Below are 16,852 nucleotides of genomic sequence, written 5' to 3' on the forward strand. Positions count from 1 at the left end.
GGCTACAGCTCGCCGATAGTGACGTCGAGGCTCCGGGCCACTCCGCCACGCAGGATGCGGATGCTGGTCGTCTTTCCGACAAGGTCTGGCGATAGCGCGTCGCGCAGATCGTCGGTATCGCGGATGATGTCATCGCCGATGCCGACGACGATGTCGCCGACCATCAGCCCACCGACTGCAGCCGGGCTCTCCGGCTCGACGCCGACAACAAGCAGACCCGTCTGCTGGCCGGCCTCGGCGTCAGGCAGCGGAACAGGCTGGCTGGTCATCCCGAAATAGGCTCGTCGCCGCCGTCCGTGCGCGAGCAGCTCAGCGACGATCGGCTCGATCTCGGCGACCGGCAGCGCCAGCACACCTCCCCGGTCCGTCGTGCTCATCCCGATCAGCTCGCCGGACGCCGAGATCAACGGCCCGCCAGAGAAGCCGGGATAAAGCGTGAGGTCCGGGCGAATTACGGGTCGCCTGTCTCCGCGGCGTCGTCGCCCCCAGAGCGCGCCCGTGGCCGAGATGATGCCCAGCGCTGCGCTCAGGTATCCGCCCGGTCGGCCGATTGCCAGACAAAGATCGCCAACACGCGGATTCGGTGCGCGTAAGGCGGACGCGGGCAGATCCCCCGCCCGCAACACAGCCAGATCGTTGGCAGGATCGCGGCCGGCCAGCGTCGCCGCAACCCGCTTCCCGTCGGGCAGGATGACGACGATATCCTCATCGCGCTCGACGACGTGGTCGGCGGTGATGACGACCCCAGTACTCCAGACGATCCCGGTGGCGCCATAACGCCGCCGGGCATCGACGCCGACGGTCCACGCGCCAGCCGCTTCGACGGCATCAGCGTAGCCGATATTGCGTGCTTCATTCGCGGTCATATCTCGTGCCCCTCTTCAGGTGAGCGAACGTGCCAATACATCCGATTGTGCCGGTTGCCGGCGTCGGAGGCATCAGCCGGTCCGGTAGTGGCGACCTGCCCGATTGAGCAGGGTGACGACTCGCCAACAAACGAGCAATATCGGAAAACAAGGCGAACGTGCCCCCCGCGCGGCCGTTCGTAACCCCGGCTGTCACCCCCGCGGAACGAACTTGAAGCAGCCGCGAACATGGTCGTCGATGACTCCGATACTCTGCAGATAGGCGTAGATCGTGGTCGAGCCGACGAAGGCGAAGCCGCGCTTCTTGAGGTCGCGAGCGACGGTATCGGACAACGGGGTCGTCGCCGGGAGCGTCTCAGGCGTGTAGCCCTCCGGATGGCGAACTGGCTCGCCATCGACCCAGTCCCAGAGATAACGGTCGAACGAACCGAGCTCCTCCTGGACGGCAAGGAATGCCCGGGCATTGCGCGGCGCAGCCTCGATCTTCAGGCGATTGCGGATGATCCCCGAGTCGGCCATGAGTCGGGTGATATCGGACTCGCCGTAGCGGGCGATCTGCTCCGGGTCGAACCCCTCGAACGCGCGCCGGAACCCCTCGCGCTTGCGCAGGATCGTGATCCACGACAAGCCGGCCTGAAACCCCTCCAACACGAGCATTTCGTAGAGCTTCTGGTCGTCGTGGCAGGGCACGCCCCACTCCTCATCGTGGTAGAGGATGTAGAGCGGGTCGCTCCCGGGCCAGGCGCAGCGCTGGCGCGCATCGACGGTCTCCATTTCATCCACCCCTTCGTCAGCCAGAGGACGCACCGCACCGCGCAAGTATGCCGCGTCGATCGGCACGGTTCTTGATATGAGGGATCTTGCTCGGGTGTGAAATCCGATCGGCGCAATCGAGGAGGCGGGAATGAGCAAGCAGGCGAAGACTCTCAGCGGGTTTCTTGAAGGCGAGCAATTCGCATGGCTGGAGACGGTCGCGAATCCCCTCCAGGATTCGGTAACACGCGTATTCAATACCAGCGACGGGGCCAGGCAGGTGAAGAGCCTGCTCAACGGCACACAGGCCCGACATCGTATTCATCCGATGCTCGTGGCCGCGCCGCTCGGCGCCTGGATAATGGCTGCGGCCTTCGACGCGCTGGAGGTCTTCGGCAGGAGTCACACGCCGCACTTCCGGACTGCGGCAGACACGGCGATCGGCGTCGGAATCGTCTCCTCGAGCGCGGCCGTGCTGACCGGGCTAGCTGACTTCGCCGACCTCTGGGGCCATCCTCGCAGGGTCACCGTGGCGCACGCGCTCTCGAACACGACCGCGCTTGCCTGCTACAGCGCATCGCTCGCGCTGCGTCTGGCCGGCCAACGCAGCGCAGGCAGGATGTTCGCTGGCGCCGGCTTCGGCGCATTGGCGCTCGGCGGCGCGCTCGGCGGGGACCTGGTCTACAACCTCGGCACAAATGTCCGCGTCGCGCTCTACCCGAAGCCCCAGATCGAGGAACGCGACGTGCTGGCGTCGGATGAGATCGCCGAGGGAGAGCGGGTCGTCGTCGAGGACGGCTGGTCGCCAGTGATGCTCTACCGCACCGCCGGCCAGGTCTACGCCGTCGAGGACTGGTGTCCACACGCGGGCGGGCCGCTCTCGGAGGGTCCGATTCACGACTGTATCGTCACCTGTCCGTGGCATGGCTCGCGATTCGATGTCCGCAATGGCGCGCCGCTGACCGGTCCGGCCTCCAGTCCACTCCGCACCTTCGATGTCCGCGAGGATGGCGGGCGCATCCTGATCTCGCCGAACTACGAAGGGCGTGACTGGCCGGATCCGCCGAAGGATCCACGCACCGCGCCGGAGCACATCGCGGCCAGCGAGGACGACTAGTAGAAGTACCCCGACACTGTCTTGCCGGTTGGGTCGATCAGGTAGCCGGAGTCGCCGCCGTTGTTCCAGACTGCGCCGGTGCGGCCCCAGTAGATATCAGTCGGAGTGTTCAGCCCCTTGGCGACGTGCAGGCGTAACGACGCGCCGGGCAGCAGGAAGACGCCATCGGGAAATGTGAACGTCGTGCCGGATTCATCCTTGACCTGCCATCCCTTGAGATGAATGGTCACGTCATCATGATTGCGGATGAGGGCGTACTCGTACTTCGCGCCCTCTTCCCAGCTCGGATCTGCCAGGATGTAATCAATCCGCAGGTCTCCAGTCGTGATGTTCGCTAGCGTAAGCGTCTCGCCGGCCTGGCCATAGCGCCATGTGTAGTAATGCAGCCCGATGTTGCCGGCCTCGACCTGCCACTCTGGAGAGTTGGCCGGTGTATAGGTGAGGCAGCGACGCTCGAAACATTGCACCAGCACGTCGGACGCGGTCCCGCCAACGCGGACGTTGGCCCAGTAGGCGTCGGTGATCGGGTAGCCGGTGGCATAGAAGGGGTTCTCGAACAGCGGCTCGGTTGCGTAGATTCCCCCCTTGTAGACAGTGCCCTGGCTCTGCATGAACGCCCAGAACGGGCTGGCGACCCAGTGTCCGGTAAGGGAAACCCACTCCGCGTCGGTCGCGCCCCACTGCGCCAGCCACGGGTTCGTATCGACGTTGCCGTCGCGCGCGAGCGTCGCGACGATTGGCGCGCCCTGGACGGAGCGGCTGGCGTCACGCACAGTGGCGAAGGTCGCGTATGTCGGGCCGGCCGGGTCATCGGCGTCGCCGGCCACGTTGACGACGGCCGGCTCACGCGCCAGCCATGCGCTGTCGCCGACCGCCATCCGCCCGCTGATCAACTCACTCGCCAGCAAGCCGTTGGTGACATACCAGGGGGATGAACGATCGCCGTCGCGGTTGTTGATCTCCATCCGCGACTTGTCGAAGTACTGGACGATCCGCGTGCCGCCGGGGGAATTCACATAGGGTTCACTCAGCAGTCCGGTTGTCGCTGCCGGCCCCCACATCCAGGTGCGCTGTGTCTGTTGCGCCACGATCGGCATATCTGTCCGCGCCCACGTGCGTTCGAAGGCAGTGTGCTCGGTCGGCGCTGCCGAGGCGGCCGGCGCAAGCGCCAGCCCGATGGTCGCGACCAGTAGACAGGCGATGGCGCGTCGTAACGACATCTCCCCCGGCTCCCTTCGTTGCGTTCGTGGCGGGGATCGTCGCAGGGCGTGGTCGAGTCGTCAATCGGGTGGCCGGAACGGACGTAGTCAAGGCAACAAATTGCCCGACCGGCGCGAGAGACGTATTCGCGATAGCCGAATGCGCGTATCATTGCGCATCTACCCCGGCGTTGGCGGGGGATGCGAGCAGACAGCTTACCCCGGCAGCGAGGTTGACGTGCAGCAAGTCCACCGATTTTCGGATCTTTCCGCGCCGGCAGCTCGGCGCGGATTCGTGCTCCTGGGCCTGATGACGCTCTTCTTCGGCCTGTCAATGGCCATCCAGGAGAATATCGTCACCAACTACTTCGACGAGGTCCTTGGCTTGCAGGGACCGCAGTTCGGCTACATCACCGCGATCCGCGAGGTGCCGGGCTTTCTGCTGATCTTCGTGGCCGCGATCTTCTACCGGATGTCGATCCCGCGGCTGACATCGATGATGCTGGTCGTGCTGGCCGTCGGCTACTTTCTGTTTGGTCTGTCCAACTCGTTCTGGACGGTCGCGCCGTGGGTCATTCTGTCGTCGATGGGCTACCACACGGTGCTCCAGACGCAGTACGCGCTGGGGATGAGCCTGACCAACGAACGTCGCAGCGGCAGCATCCTCGGCAAGATGGGCGCGATCAACAGCGCCGGCGCGCTGATCGCGATGGTGCTGGTCTTCATCGTCTTCTACTTCGACCTGCTGTCATTCCGGCCGATGTTCATTATCGCCGGCGGTTTCGCGCTCCTCGCCGCCGTCGCGATCTACAACTTCCCTCACCTGCACGACGGCGAGGAACGCGCGTTTATCGGGAAGCGCGATCCGATCGTCTTTCGCAAGCCATACAAGTTCTATTACTATCTCAGCATCCTCGACGGCGCTCGCCAGCAGATCTTCTTCTCGTTCGGCCTCTGGGTGCTGGTCCACGCTCACGGCCTCGGTGTTCCCGAAATCTCGGCGCTGCTGATCGTCGTTCGCACTGGGGCGATGTTTGCCAGTCCCTGGATCGGCCGGACGATCGACTTCTACGGCGAGAAGCGGATGCTGTCGGCAGTCAATATCGCCTACGTGCTGGCGCTCGGCGGGTACGCGGTAACGAACAATATCTATATCGCCTGCCTGTCATACGTCGCGTACTCGTTCATCACGCCGCTATCGTCGATCGGCGCAGCCACGTACCTGCGCAAGATCGCGGTGACAAACGAGATCGCGCCATCGCTGGCGATGGGGGTCACCTTCCAGCATATGGCGGCGATCATCGTGCCGATCTCAGCGGGCTTCATCCTGAACTTCGTTGGCTATCAGATCCCGTTCCTGATCGCCTCCGGCTTCGCGATCTTCACCTTCTTCATGACCCTGCGACTCGACCCGGCCAATCAGAAATCGCCGGCCCGGATCGCCGAAGACCAGCAGCGCGCGTTGGAGGAGGCGCAGGCCGACGCGGCGCTGAGTCGGGCACACTAGCCCGTCAGTCGAAGATAATCAGGCCACGGCCGGGTTCGCCACGATCGAGCGCGGCGTAGGCCTCGTTGATCTGCTCCAGTGGATAGCGACGCGTCACCAGCCCTTCGAGATCGATCTTGCCGGCCTTGGCCAGCGTCAGCAGGCGCGGCATGTCGATCGAGACGCGCGCTGATCCATAGTAGCTGCCCTTGAGCGTCTTCTCCGTCCCGGCCAGCATGCGAGCGTCGATCGCCGCCGTCACGCCATCCGGCGCCATGCCGGCGATCACGGCCGTGCCGCCAGGTCGCAGGCAATCGAACGCCGTGGTGACGGTCGCGCCGGTTCCGAGCGCCTCGAAAGCATAGTCGACTCCGCCGCCGGTCATCTCGCGAATACGCTGGACAGGGTCGGCCTCGCTGGCATCGACGTCATCGGTCGCGCCGAAGCGGCGCGCCATCTCCAGCTTCGGCTCGCTGATATCAACCGCAATGATCTGCGAGGCATTCGCCAGACGCGCGCCCTGGATGATGTTGAGGCCGACGCCGCCACAGCCAATGACGGCGACGGTGCTGCCGGGCTCGACGCCGGCCGTGTTGATCACCGCGCCGATGCCGGTCGTCACCGAACAGCCAACCAGCGCGGCCATCTCCATCGACACGTCGGCGGGGATCGGCACAGCGCCGCTCTCGTGGACGACGGTATATTCCGCCATCGACGCTGTGCGGGCGAAGTGGTAGATGGGTTGGCCGTCCTTGCTGAGGCGCGTGCCACCACCTGGCAGGACGCCGAGCGGGTACTTCCGGGTCGTCTCGCACAGGTGCGGCTTGCCAGAGACACAATAGCGGCAGACGCCGCAGTTTGGCGAAAAGTTCAGGATGACCCGGTCACCCGGCTTCACCCGCGTCACGCCTGGGCCGACTGCTTCGACGACGCCGGCCGCCTCGTGGCCGAGAACCATCGGCAGCGGCATCCGCCACTCGCCGTTGATCGCGTGCAGGTCGCTCCGACAGACGCCGCCCGCGGCGATCTTCACCATCACCTCGCCGGCCTGGGGGTCGTCGAGCTGAACCTCCTCGACGCGAATCGGCTGATTCGGCTCGTAGAGCACGCCGGCCCTGATCGTCCGCATCGGACTCTCCCTTCCTCCGGGCCTGCGCGATATCGCAGGCCACACGGGCGGCATCGACATCTCAATGCCGCCCATGATAGCGGAAGCGTCAGACGGTGGCGCGGCTGAAGGCAAGCGATTGCGTGCGCTGCGCCAGCGTGATGGCCAGCCAGAACATGATCAGCGCATTGACCGCATGAAGCGCAGCCATCGCGCCGATACTGGACAGTGCAAACGGATACTGCATGCCGTAGAGCATGAACTCGGCGAACGCCAGCCCGACGATCAGCCAGGGCAATCGGCCAACGACGGCGAACGCGACCATCAGCACGGTGAAGCCGCCGACCATCTGTCCGAACTGGACATGATCTGGCCAGCGCGTTGCGTCGTTGAAGACGCTGAGGCCGGCCAGGAAGACCTGGATAATGACGCCAACTGCGTACAGCCAGGCGCTAACAACGAAACCTATCCGTGACCAACGGGAGATCGGGTGCGCTGGGGAGATCACTCTGCGATTATCCTTTCTCCAGACTGTGCGGGTGGGGAGCACTGCCCGCGAACATCGGTCAGAACAGTACCGCGATTTGATGACGACCCGATGACGGACGAGCGCCACCGGGCGACGATAGGAATGGGTCAACATGTCAGCAACAGTGACGGTCCGTGGGACCGCAGTAATCAACGCTCAGCCCGATGAGGTGGAGCTCGATCTCTCGGTCTCCTACCTCGATCGCACCGCCGAGGCAGCGCTGGCGGAAGTGATTAAGCGTAGCGCGACGCTCGAAGAAATCCTCAGCGAGTTGAGCATCGACCGCGCGTGCTGGACGACGACCGGCGCCACCGTTCAAGAAGAGACCGAGTGGAACAGCAAGGAAAGCAAGCACATCCATCGTGGCTATCGCGCAACGAACTGCGTCCATTTGCTCCTCACCGACCCCGAACCGCTGGGCAAGCTGATCAGCGCAGCAGTGGCGCGGAGCATGGCAGCGATCGAAGGGCCTACCTGGAGCGTAGCGCTGGACAACCCGGCCCGCCTCGACGCTTGCCGTGCTGCGGCGGAAAATGCGGCGGCACGAGCCGAGGCCTACGTCACCGCGCTCGGCGCGCGACTTGGCGCGATCATCAGCATCTCCGAGCCAGGCACGACGATCGAGCCAATCCGTCGTGATGTCGTCGCCAGCCCGCCGATGACAATGGCCCGCATGGCGCCCGATATGGAGCTGGGCATCAACGCGGGGGAGATGGAAGTGCGCGCGACAGTGCAGGTCACCTACGCCATCGAGCAGGGATGATCGAGCGAGAGGACAGGGACAGGCCGTTGGAACCCAGCGAGCGTCTCTGGTGGCAGGCCGGGGTCATCTACCAGGTCTATCCGCGCAGCTTTCAGGACACTGATGGCGATGGGGTCGGCGACCTTCGCGGGGTGATCGAGCGGCTCAATTACCTGAGCGACACGCTCGGCATCGACGCGATCTGGCTCTCACCGTTCTTCCCATCGCCGATGCGTGACTTCGGCTATGACATCGCCGACTACACCGACGTCGACCCGCTCTTCGGCGATCTGGCCACGTTCGACGAGCTGGTGGCCGAGGCGCATGCCCGCAACATGAGGATCATCATCGACTATGTTCCGAACCACTGTTCCGACCAGCACCCGTGGTTCGTCGAGGCGCGCTCGTCACGCGAGAGTGCGAAGCGCGACTGGTTCATCTGGGCCGACCCGAAGCCGGACGGATCGCCGCCAAACAACTGGATCGGCCCGTTCGGCGGCTCGACCTGGGAGCTGGGACAACGCCGACCGGCCAGTACTACCTACATGTCTTCCTGCCCGAGCAGCCGGATCTGAACTGGCGCAACCCGGATCTCCGCGCGGAGATGCTCGACGTACTGCGATTCTGGCTCGCGCGCGGCGTCGATGGGGTGCGGATCGACGCCCTCCATAATGTGATGAAGGATCCCCACCTGCGCGACAACCCGGAGAATCACGCCGGCCACCTGGAAACCCACCGCACGCACGGCCTCGAGTTCGACCGTCAGCAACATCTGCATGAGTTCGACCATGACGACAACCACGAGGTCGCCCGCGCGATGCGGGCAGTGCTGGACGAGTTCGAAGCGGAACGCCCGCGCGTCGCGATCGGCGAGCTGCATATTTTCGACCTCGATCGCTGGGCGCGCTATTACGGCGAGGGACTGGACGAGCTACATCTGCCGTTCAACTTCGGCCTGCTGAACACGCCCAGGGAGGCGGGTCGTGTCCGCGCGCTGGTCGACGCCATCGAGGCAGCGGTCCCACCTGGCGGCTGGCCGAACTATGTCCTCGGCAACCACGACGAGCCACGCATCGCGACCCGCGTCGGCGTGGATGAAGCGCGCGTCGGGATGATGCTCCTGTTGACACTGCGCGGCACGCCGACGCTGTACTACGGTGACGAGCTGGGGGTGCGCGACGCCACGGTGTCGATCGAGCAGATGCGGGATCCGTGGGGCATCCGGATGGGCGAGGCGCAGTTCAGCCGAGACCCTGCACGCGCGTCGATGCCCTGGGACGATAGCCCCAACGGTGGCTTCTGCCCGGCCGGCGTTGAGCCGTGGTTGCCGCTCGCGCCCGATCTGGCGACGACGAATGTCGTGGCCCAGGCCGCCGACCCACACTCGATGCTCAATCTCACTCGCGCGCTGCTGCGGCTGCGCCGCGCCAGTCCGGCATTGTCGGTTGGCGACTATCGGGCGCTGGACGCGGTCCCGCCGGATGTGTTCGGTTTTTTGCGCGAGGCGGGCGAAGATCGCTATCTGGTGCTGCTGAGCTTCGCGAGACGCACAGTGACGATCGAGCTCCCTGAGGCCGGCCAGGCGGCGATCGCCGTCTCGACGGCGCTGGACCGCGAGGGGCCGGCCGACCTGGCGAACCTGACGCTGCGTGGCAACGAAGGGCTCGTCCTGCAACTGGCCTAGTCGCGCCGCGACAGTTGGCGTTACGCTCCGACCGGCGCGCCCCACCAGACACGGGCTATCGCGGATCTCCGCTCGCGTCCGTCGTGGGATACTCGTCGCAGAACGTATTCGGCGGATGAGCCAGAGCTTGCATCGCTGCGATCTTTCGCCGCCGACGCATCGTCATTCGTTCGTCATCTTCCACATGCATAATAGGTCGGTTTGCCGCGAATTTCGAGCGGGAATGAGCGGCCGTTCACATCAGTCAATGAGCATCATGCAGCGCATCGTTCGACCGAAGGAAGACATCCCGTGCCACGAATGCCCATGCCCGCGATGATGCGCGACCCCGCGTTGCGCATGATCCTCATCCTCGCCGCATTATCTGGGGGAGCGTTCGGGCTGACGATCCCGTTTCTGACGCTCGTCGCCCGCGAGCGCGGCGTCTCGCTTGGCGCGATCGGGGTCATGGCCTCCAGCTATCTCATCGCCCAGACTGTCTTGCAACTACCGTTTGGCTCGCTGTCGGACCGGATCGGGCGGACCACGCCGATCGCGGCCGGCTTCGCCGTCGAAGCAGTTGCCTCGCTGGGGTTCGTCTTCGCCAATTCGGCCACGACGTTCATCGCGCTACGCGTCCTGCAGGGGGTGAGCCTGGCGTTGATCATGCCGGCGCTGCGGGCGCTGGTCGCGGATGTGACGCCGGTCAACCGGCGAGGGCAGGCATATGCGTGGCTCTTCGCCAGCTTCAGCGGCGGGATGTTACTCGGGCCACCGCTCGGCGGGTTTCTCGCCGCTCCGCTTGGTCGCAGCCCGCTCTTCATCGTCGCTGCTGTGATCAACCTGGCGGTGGCCATTATCGCGCTCGGCTGGCTGCGGGGAATCGGCCGGCAACCGGGCCAGCATGATTCGGGCGTACGGGTGCCAACATCCGCGATCTTCACCAGCGCGCTGATCGGCGCGTTCATCATGGGCTTCGGCGCGCGCATTCTCGAGGGGATGTTCGCGGGCGTGTGGTCGATCTACCTGGACGATATCGGCGCGAGCGATGTTCAGATTGGCCTCTCGTTCGCGACCTGGTCGATCGCGTTCATGCTCTTCACCCCGATCGGCGGGCGACTTGCCGACCGTGGATTCCGGTGGCGGAAGCTCCTGATTGGCAACCTTGTTATGGCTGCGCTCATCATCAGCTACGGAGTGATCCAGGTAGTGCCGGTGATTCTGGCCATCGGGCTGATCGAGGGCGCCGTCGCAACGGTCACGGTGCCAGCACTGGATGCCTACCTCGCCTCAGTCGCCGACCCGCGCATCCAGGGAAGGATTCAGGGCACCTACGCAACGATCGGCACGGCCGGCGCTGCCGTCAGCGCCTTCCTCGGCACCGTCCTCTACAAGCACTCGCAACTGCTGCCCTTCCTCGTCGCCGGAGGTATACTTGCCATAATCACTCTCTCGGGGATCGGACTGGTGCGCAACGCTGAGATTCAGATGGCTGCCGCGCCGTTAGTTATCGAGCCCATGGCCACGACACTACCCGACCCGGCACTCTGACCGCAACGTTCGGATAGCGGTGCATGTTCGGCGCGCCTACGATACGATCGGAGGTGATGATGAACACGACACGACCGATAGTCAAACCGATCGCGACCGACGATGAAGCTCGCTGGCAGGCGCTGGTGGATCAGAACCCACTGTTCGACGGCACATTCGTCGTCGCAGTGAAGACGACTCACATCTACTGCCGGCCGATCTGCCCGGCCCGCCGGCCATACCGGCAGAACGTCACGTTCTACGACACGCCAGACGACGCCGAGGCGGCCGGGTTTCGCGCCTGCCTGCGGTGCCACCCCCGCGATGAGCGGCCGCCGGCCGCGGCGATGGTCGAGCGCGCCTGCGCCTACCTGACCGCGAATCTCGATCGCACGGTGACGCTGGCCGAGTTGGGCAAGGCGGTCGGGCTCAGCCCGTACTATCTCCAACGCACGTTCACCGGCATCACCGGAGTCTCGCCACGCGCCTGGGCGGACGCCCGCCGGCTGGAGACCCTGAAGACCCAGCTCCGTGGGGGCGACGACGTGACAACGGCGCTGTATGACGCGGGGTATGGATCGAGCAGCCGGCTGTACGAGCGCGCGCCTGGACAGCTGGGGATGACACCCGGCACGTACCGACGCGGCGGGCAGGGGATGCGAATCGGCTGGAGCATCCGCAACTGCGCGCTCGGCCGGATTCTTGTCGCGGCGACCGAACGCGGCGTCTCGGCAATCTACATCGGCGACGATGACGGAACGCTGGAGGATGCGCTGCGCCACGAATATCCGGCCGCCGAGATCGAGCGCGACGACGACCGGATCGGCGGGTGGATGGATCGAGTGCTGGATCACGTCGCTGGCAAACGCGAGTCGCTCGATCTGCCGCTTGATGTCGTCGGCACAGCCTTCCAGCGCCGCGTCTGGGAAGCGCTGAGAACCATCCCGCTCGGCAGCACGCGCTCCTACGCCGAGGTAGCGAACAGCATTGGCGAGCCGCGCGCTGTCCGGGCCGTCGCCCAGGCCTGCGCGAAGAACCCGACCGCGATAACCGTCCCCTGCCACAGAGTCGTCCGCAGCGACGGCAGCCTCTCCGGCTATCGCTGGGGCGTCGAGCGCAAGCAGGCGCTGCTCGACCGCGAGCGTGACCTGGCGTCGGTCGAAGATTGATGGCGAGCGACGGAGACGAACAGACAGACCGACTCGAGCGGGAGATCCTGCCTGCCGGCGCGCTCGATTTCCCGCTCGCGCTCGCCTATGTCCACGGCTGGACCGCCTCGACGCAGGAGCGCGTCGACCTTGAGACGGCAACCTGGCGACGGGCGCTGACGCTCGATGGGCGCGATGTGCTTGTGACGCTCAGTCCCGGCCCGACGCCAGACACACTGGCGCTCGAAGTGGCCGGGGAGGGCGCCTGTACCCAGACACTCGACGCTGCCGAGCGGGTCGTCCGGCGCGTCTTCGCGCTCGACGCCGACCCGGCGCCGTTCGAGGCGCTGGCAGCGGGAGACGACATCCTCACGCCACTCGTCGCGCCGTACCCTGGCATGCGGCCAGTCGTCATTCCGGATCTGTATGAGACGCTCATCTGGGCGATCCTCGGCCAGCAGATCAATGTCGGCTTCGCCCGCCGATTGAAGGAACGGCTGGTCGAGACGGCCGGCCACTCGATCGAGATCGACGGCGCGAGCTATCCGTTGCTGCCGCGCCCCGAGGAAGTCGCCGAGATCGATCCAGCCGCGTTGCTGGCGCTCCAGTTCAGCCGCCAGAAGGCCGCCTATGTTATCGGCGTCTCTCAGGAGATCGCCGCCGGGAGGCTGGATCTCAACGCGCTGGCCAGCCTGCCCGACGATGAGGCCATCGCCGAGCTGATCCGCCTGCGCGGCGTTGGCCGCTGGACGGCGGAGTATCTGCTGATGCGCGGTCTCGGCCGGACGGATGTCATTCCGGCCGGCGATGTCAGCCTGCAGCTTCTCATCGGCACCGCTGCCCTCGGCCGCCGCGCCAACGAAGCCGAGCTGCGTGAGATCGCCGACCGCTGGCGCCCCTGGCGTGCCTGGGCAACGTTCTTCGTCTGGATGAGCCGGCAGTTCGGAGGGTAGGAGCGAGACGCTACCTATCCTCCGATCCTCCGGGCGGTGACATAATGGCCCGACCAGTAGTCGTCGTTCAGGTTGTCCAGCCCAACGCCGCCCGACGAGCCGCCCGCGCTGATGAACTGGCCGTCGCCGACATAGATACCGACATGCGACAAGCCCACCCGGGAGGTGTCTTCAAAAAACACCAGGTCGCCCGGACGAAGGCTGGCGACGTCGATTGCGACGCCCTGACGGATCTGCTGATCGATCGCGCGTGGGAAATCGCTGCCCAGCACACGGTTGACGACGAAGTAGGTGAAGCCCGAGGCGTCGAAGCCGGAGGATGTCGTTCCGGCCGGGAGGTACGGCACACCAACGTATGCCATCGCGCCCGCGACGATCGCGTCACCGACGCCCGACCCGCTATCCCCGCCAGCTGCGGCTCTTACCAGAATCGGGCCGGCCACTGGCACGGCAGCGAGGTAGCCGCCATGCACCCAGCCGTTCACGCCGGCAGCCGTCACTCGATACCAGGCCGCGCCATTCGCAGCGGATATCGGCCCATCGGCGATCGTGACGATGGTGTCCTCGGGCAACCGGTCGACGGCTGCGCTCTCGACTCCTGCGCCGTCGCGGACATTGACCCCCTCGCCGCCAGTGCCGCTCACTCGCACCGGCTGGCCAACCCCGAACCCGGCAGGTCGCGGCTGGGCGGGGCCGGACACGGGCGCGGCGCCGGTTGCAGCGAGGTAGGCAGCCACACTGTAGCCCTCGACGCCATCGACGCTGACTTTCCACCACTCCATGCCGCTGTCGTCCAGCAAGCCGACCTTCAGGACCTCAGCGGCGGTCCCGTCCGACATCGAGACGAGTATGTCCGCCTCGACCCATGGATTTTCGCGAAGGTTGAGACCCTGTCCGTCGGTCGCGACAACGACTGCCTGCTGCCCAGCAGCGCTTGCGCTGCCCGGCGGAGGGGCCGGCGGCGGCGCGTTTCCACGTAGCGCGAGGTAGCGTTCGGCGCTGTAGCCGACGACGCCATCGACACGGATACTCCACCACTCCGCGCCGCTATCATCGAGCAGAGCCGTCGCCAGGACATCGACATCGGCGCCCTCGGGAATGGCAAGCAGGACATCTGCGTCGATCCATGGACGGTCCCGGAGGTTGAGACCATGGCCATCGGTATTGACAACGCGGGCAGTCCCGACGATCGGGTCGTCCTGCGCGAGCGCAGGGATCCAGAGCGCCGAGACGGCCAATGCCAACACAGCAACGGCAACGATGACGGCGCGCGGGCCACGTGGGCGAATCGTGTGTCTCGACACTGCTGACTGCTCCTTCGTCGTGCATCGAGCGCCACGGGCGAGGATTCGCCCAAACGCCACGATCGCGGCCGTGCCACGGCGCGCCGAACAGTGTACGTACACATCGTACCTACATATTGACTGATTGGCAACCCCTGTCCAGCGTGATACGACTGGCGTATTCCGTGGGCTGTCAACGTCGGATTGTCTGATCGACAGCCATCATTTTGTCATGTCATCTTTCGCTGCTGCACAACAGCCGACTTCAGTGAATGTGTCAGGCCGGCAGCTTCCTATTTCTCTGTCATCCTGAACGGAGTGAAGGATCCGGTTCCCTGCGTTCGGTCGCAGCTGACGGGGAGGAACGGATTCTTCGCTGCGGCTCAGAATGACAGGAGGCCGGGAACCGTCCAGAGTGACAGGATCACTGCGGTCGACTACTCAAGATGACAGAGGAAGGGGCGAGCTGCCGCGCCAGACTGATCGACACTTTGGCGTTGACGACCCATTCAGCGAGGCATCTGGATACAAACGAAACCCCCGCATCCCTGGCTGGGATACGGGGGTTTCGCGCGGCCGAGCTGCGGATTACTGGATCGCATCTCCCGGAGCGTAGGCGTTCACGACGACGTTGAGCGCTGAGAATGCGCCGTTCGTGCCGTTGGAGTACTTGCCCTGGCTGCCGTCGAGCATGATCACGGAACGCTCGCCGGCGACACTGGCGCGATTGCGCTCGATGACGATCGACGTCATCTCGCTGATGCCGTAGACCATCGTCCGCGGCGAGTACTTCGCCAGGCTATACAGCCGGCCCCAGTGCTGGTCGAGCGTGTTGCGGCCCTGGAAGGAGCCTTCGACGATGCCAAGACCCCGAGCGACGGTGATGTTGCCCGTCTGGAACGCGTCGATCGCGATGTCCTGGATATCGTCATCCTCGTCATCGAACACGCTGCGGTTCGTCACGTAGAAGGTTCCCATCGCCGGTGTCATCGCCCGATCGGTCACGACGACTGGGACACTTGCAATCGCCCGGTTCACCATCCCGGAGAACCGACGGTCTGCGATCGCGGTCGCCATCGTCGCCTGATCTTCGCCGACCAGAACCACGGCGGCGGTGCGGTCAAAGCCCATTGAGTTCAGGAATCGGGCGCTGCTCGCATCGTAGACGAACACCTGAAACATCTGCCACGACAGGCCAGCGCCGCGCAGGCCGGCGACGTACTCCCTTGCCAGCGCCTGCCCCGAGGCAGTCGACGAGCCGACGGCCACGACGACAACCCGCGCCTGGCGCGTCGCCTGCACACGATTGACGACGTCCTGCACTGCCGGACCATTCCAGTCCACCGACAGATCGCCGCCGAGGATCAGCGAGCCACGCGGTCGTGTGCGAGTCAGTTGCGGCGACATCAGCGCGCCCGGGTTGATCGTAAGCACCCCGCTCGCGTTCGAGATCGTTCGTGTCGCCATGTCGTAGGAGAGCGACGGATCGGGGGCCATAATGTGGGTAACGATCCGGCGGGCCGACAGCGTCTCGTTCGGTCCGCGCCAGTCGAATGTCGCGTTGAGCACCTCGCCGTCGATAATCGCGGCCGACGAATCGCCGAAGACATCGTGGACCGTCGTGTCGTTCGTGATCTGCGCGCCGGTGGCATAGTCGACAGCGACGCCGACCTTGCTCGCGCCGTTGTACTGCACGTCGGACAGGCCAACGACGTTCAGCAGGCGGCCGAAGCGCCCGCGCTGGTAGAAGTGCTGATCCGTGATCGCGCGTTGCGAGGCGAAGCTGAGGCCGCGGGTGAAGTCGTCCGACCCGGTCTGGTCGTTTGCCCACCAGACAATAACCTTGTCCTTCTCGAGCGCGTTCTCGGGATAGCCCGGATCGGTGTAGCCGTTGATCATGTTGATGGACTGGACCGCCGCGCCGGCGCTGGTGCCGCCGAAGACGACGCCGCTGGCGTAGGCGTTGGCCATCGCAGTCTCGACCGCGCTATTGGCGATGACCTCCATGGCGATGCCCTGGTCGCCGCCGAGCGTGTAGACGCCATCGGTCGACGCGGCGTTCAGCAGCCCGACTGCTGTTGCACCCTCAGACCCTTCGGTCTGCGAGCGCATGAACAGGTACAGCAGCGTCGCCGTGCAGGTCTTGCCCATGCTTGCAACGGCCGTATTGCACGCATCCTTGATCTGCGTCGTGCGATTTAGCGCTGCCGTGATGTTTTCAGCGAGCTCATCCGGATCGTTGCCATACGCCGATGGCCCGACGAGGATATCGACGACACCGTCGGTCGCATGTTGCGCAGCGATCAGCGCAAACCCCTTGAGCGATGTGGATGTATAGCCGCCGCCGATCGGCACGAGCGTCGTCGGTGAAGTTGCCGCGACGCCGGCCACCCCGACAAGTGACGATAGCAGCATCGCGACCAGCGTAACGACGAGGATCAGTCGATGCCGAAAATGTCTGCGTGGATAATCCAC

15 protein-coding genes are annotated in these 16,852 nt (G+C 65.2%); 8 read left to right on the forward strand and 7 right to left on the reverse strand.

Features of this window, described 5'->3' with window-relative positions; all coding sequences use genetic code 11:
* Positions 1–2: 2 nt before the first annotated feature.
* Together V9F06_12870 and V9F06_12875 are read right to left on the reverse strand one after the other, a co-directional pair.
* A complete protein-coding gene (locus tag V9F06_12870; GenBank protein MEI2618499.1) occupies positions 3–866 on the reverse strand; it encodes a S1C family serine protease in 864 nt (287 codons plus the stop codon).
* Positions 867–1,058: 192 nt separating this feature from the next.
* Entirely contained in the window at positions 1,059–1,640 is a 582-nt protein-coding gene (locus V9F06_12875) for a DNA-3-methyladenine glycosylase I (GenBank protein MEI2618500.1), read from the reverse strand.
* A gap of 130 nt (positions 1,641–1,770) precedes the next feature.
* Here V9F06_12875 and V9F06_12880 point away from each other — a divergent pair, with 130 nt between their 5' ends.
* Positions 1,771–2,736, forward strand: a complete 966-nt coding sequence (locus V9F06_12880; GenBank protein MEI2618501.1) for a Rieske 2Fe-2S domain-containing protein — start codon at positions 1,771–1,773, stop codon at positions 2,734–2,736.
* Here V9F06_12880 and V9F06_12885 read toward each other — a convergent pair.
* Complete coding sequence (locus V9F06_12885; protein ID MEI2618502.1) at positions 2,733–3,956, reverse strand: lamin tail domain-containing protein; 1,224 nt, start codon at positions 3,954–3,956, stop codon at positions 2,733–2,735. The two genes, V9F06_12880 and V9F06_12885, sit on opposite strands and share 4 nt — an antisense overlap.
* A gap of 139 nt (positions 3,957–4,095) precedes the next feature.
* On the opposite strand from V9F06_12885, the gene V9F06_12890 reads away from it, so the two are divergent.
* A complete protein-coding gene (locus V9F06_12890; GenBank protein MEI2618503.1) occupies positions 4,096–5,442 on the forward strand; it encodes an MFS transporter in 1,347 nt (448 codons plus the stop codon).
* Between the two features lie 4 nt (positions 5,443–5,446).
* Here the strand turns inward: V9F06_12890 and V9F06_12895 are convergent, their stop codons facing one another.
* A complete protein-coding gene (locus V9F06_12895; GenBank protein ID MEI2618504.1) occupies positions 5,447–6,550 on the reverse strand; it encodes a Zn-dependent alcohol dehydrogenase in 1,104 nt (367 codons plus the stop codon).
* An 88-nt stretch (positions 6,551–6,638) separates the two neighbouring features.
* On the reverse strand, positions 6,639–7,037 hold the full coding sequence (locus tag V9F06_12900; GenBank protein MEI2618505.1) for a DUF6220 domain-containing protein: 399 nt from the start codon (positions 7,035–7,037) through the stop codon (positions 6,639–6,641).
* A 133-nt stretch (positions 7,038–7,170) separates the two neighbouring features.
* Between V9F06_12900 and V9F06_12905 the strand changes: the two genes are divergently transcribed.
* From V9F06_12905 to V9F06_12930, 6 genes are all read left to right on the forward strand, one after another.
* Positions 7,171–7,821 carry an SIMPL domain-containing protein gene (locus V9F06_12905; GenBank protein MEI2618506.1) on the forward strand — a complete coding sequence of 217 codons (651 nt, stop codon included), beginning with the start codon at positions 7,171–7,173 and terminating at the stop codon, positions 7,819–7,821.
* Positions 7,818–8,375: an alpha-amylase family glycosyl hydrolase gene (locus tag V9F06_12910; protein MEI2618507.1), complete on the forward strand. Its 558-nt coding sequence runs from the start codon at positions 7,818–7,820 to the stop codon at positions 8,373–8,375. Before V9F06_12905 ends, V9F06_12910 begins: the two co-directional genes overlap by 4 nt.
* The gene (locus tag V9F06_12915) at positions 8,372–9,484 is read left to right on the forward strand and encodes an alpha-amylase family glycosyl hydrolase (protein MEI2618508.1); all 1,113 of its coding nucleotides are present in this window, start codon (positions 8,372–8,374) and stop codon (positions 9,482–9,484) included. Before V9F06_12910 ends, V9F06_12915 begins: the two co-directional genes overlap by 4 nt.
* A gap of 300 nt (positions 9,485–9,784) precedes the next feature.
* On the forward strand, positions 9,785–11,014 hold the full coding sequence (locus tag V9F06_12920; protein MEI2618509.1) for an MFS transporter: 1,230 nt from the start codon (positions 9,785–9,787) through the stop codon (positions 11,012–11,014).
* A gap of 59 nt (positions 11,015–11,073) precedes the next feature.
* Positions 11,074–12,162: a bifunctional DNA-binding transcriptional regulator/O6-methylguanine-DNA methyltransferase Ada gene (gene ada, locus V9F06_12925; GenBank protein ID MEI2618510.1), complete on the forward strand. Its 1,089-nt coding sequence runs from the start codon at positions 11,074–11,076 to the stop codon at positions 12,160–12,162.
* Positions 12,162–13,094: a DNA-3-methyladenine glycosylase gene (locus V9F06_12930; protein MEI2618511.1), complete on the forward strand. Its 933-nt coding sequence runs from the start codon at positions 12,162–12,164 to the stop codon at positions 13,092–13,094. Before ada ends, V9F06_12930 begins: the two co-directional genes overlap by 1 nt.
* 14 nt (positions 13,095–13,108) lie before the next feature.
* Here V9F06_12930 and V9F06_12935 read toward each other — a convergent pair whose 3' ends face one another.
* Both V9F06_12935 and V9F06_12940 read right to left on the reverse strand, forming a co-directional pair.
* Positions 13,109–14,398 (reverse strand): C40 family peptidase, encoded by a 1,290-nt coding sequence (locus tag V9F06_12935; protein ID MEI2618512.1) that lies wholly within the window; start codon positions 14,396–14,398, stop codon positions 13,109–13,111.
* Between the two features lie 567 nt (positions 14,399–14,965).
* Positions 14,966–16,852 (reverse strand): hypothetical protein, encoded by a 1,887-nt coding sequence (locus tag V9F06_12940; protein ID MEI2618513.1) that lies wholly within the window; start codon positions 16,850–16,852, stop codon positions 14,966–14,968.

Source organism: Thermomicrobiales bacterium (assembly GCA_037045155.1).
In the GTDB taxonomy this organism is placed as follows: Bacteria; Chloroflexota; Chloroflexia; order Thermomicrobiales; family CFX8; genus JAMLIA01.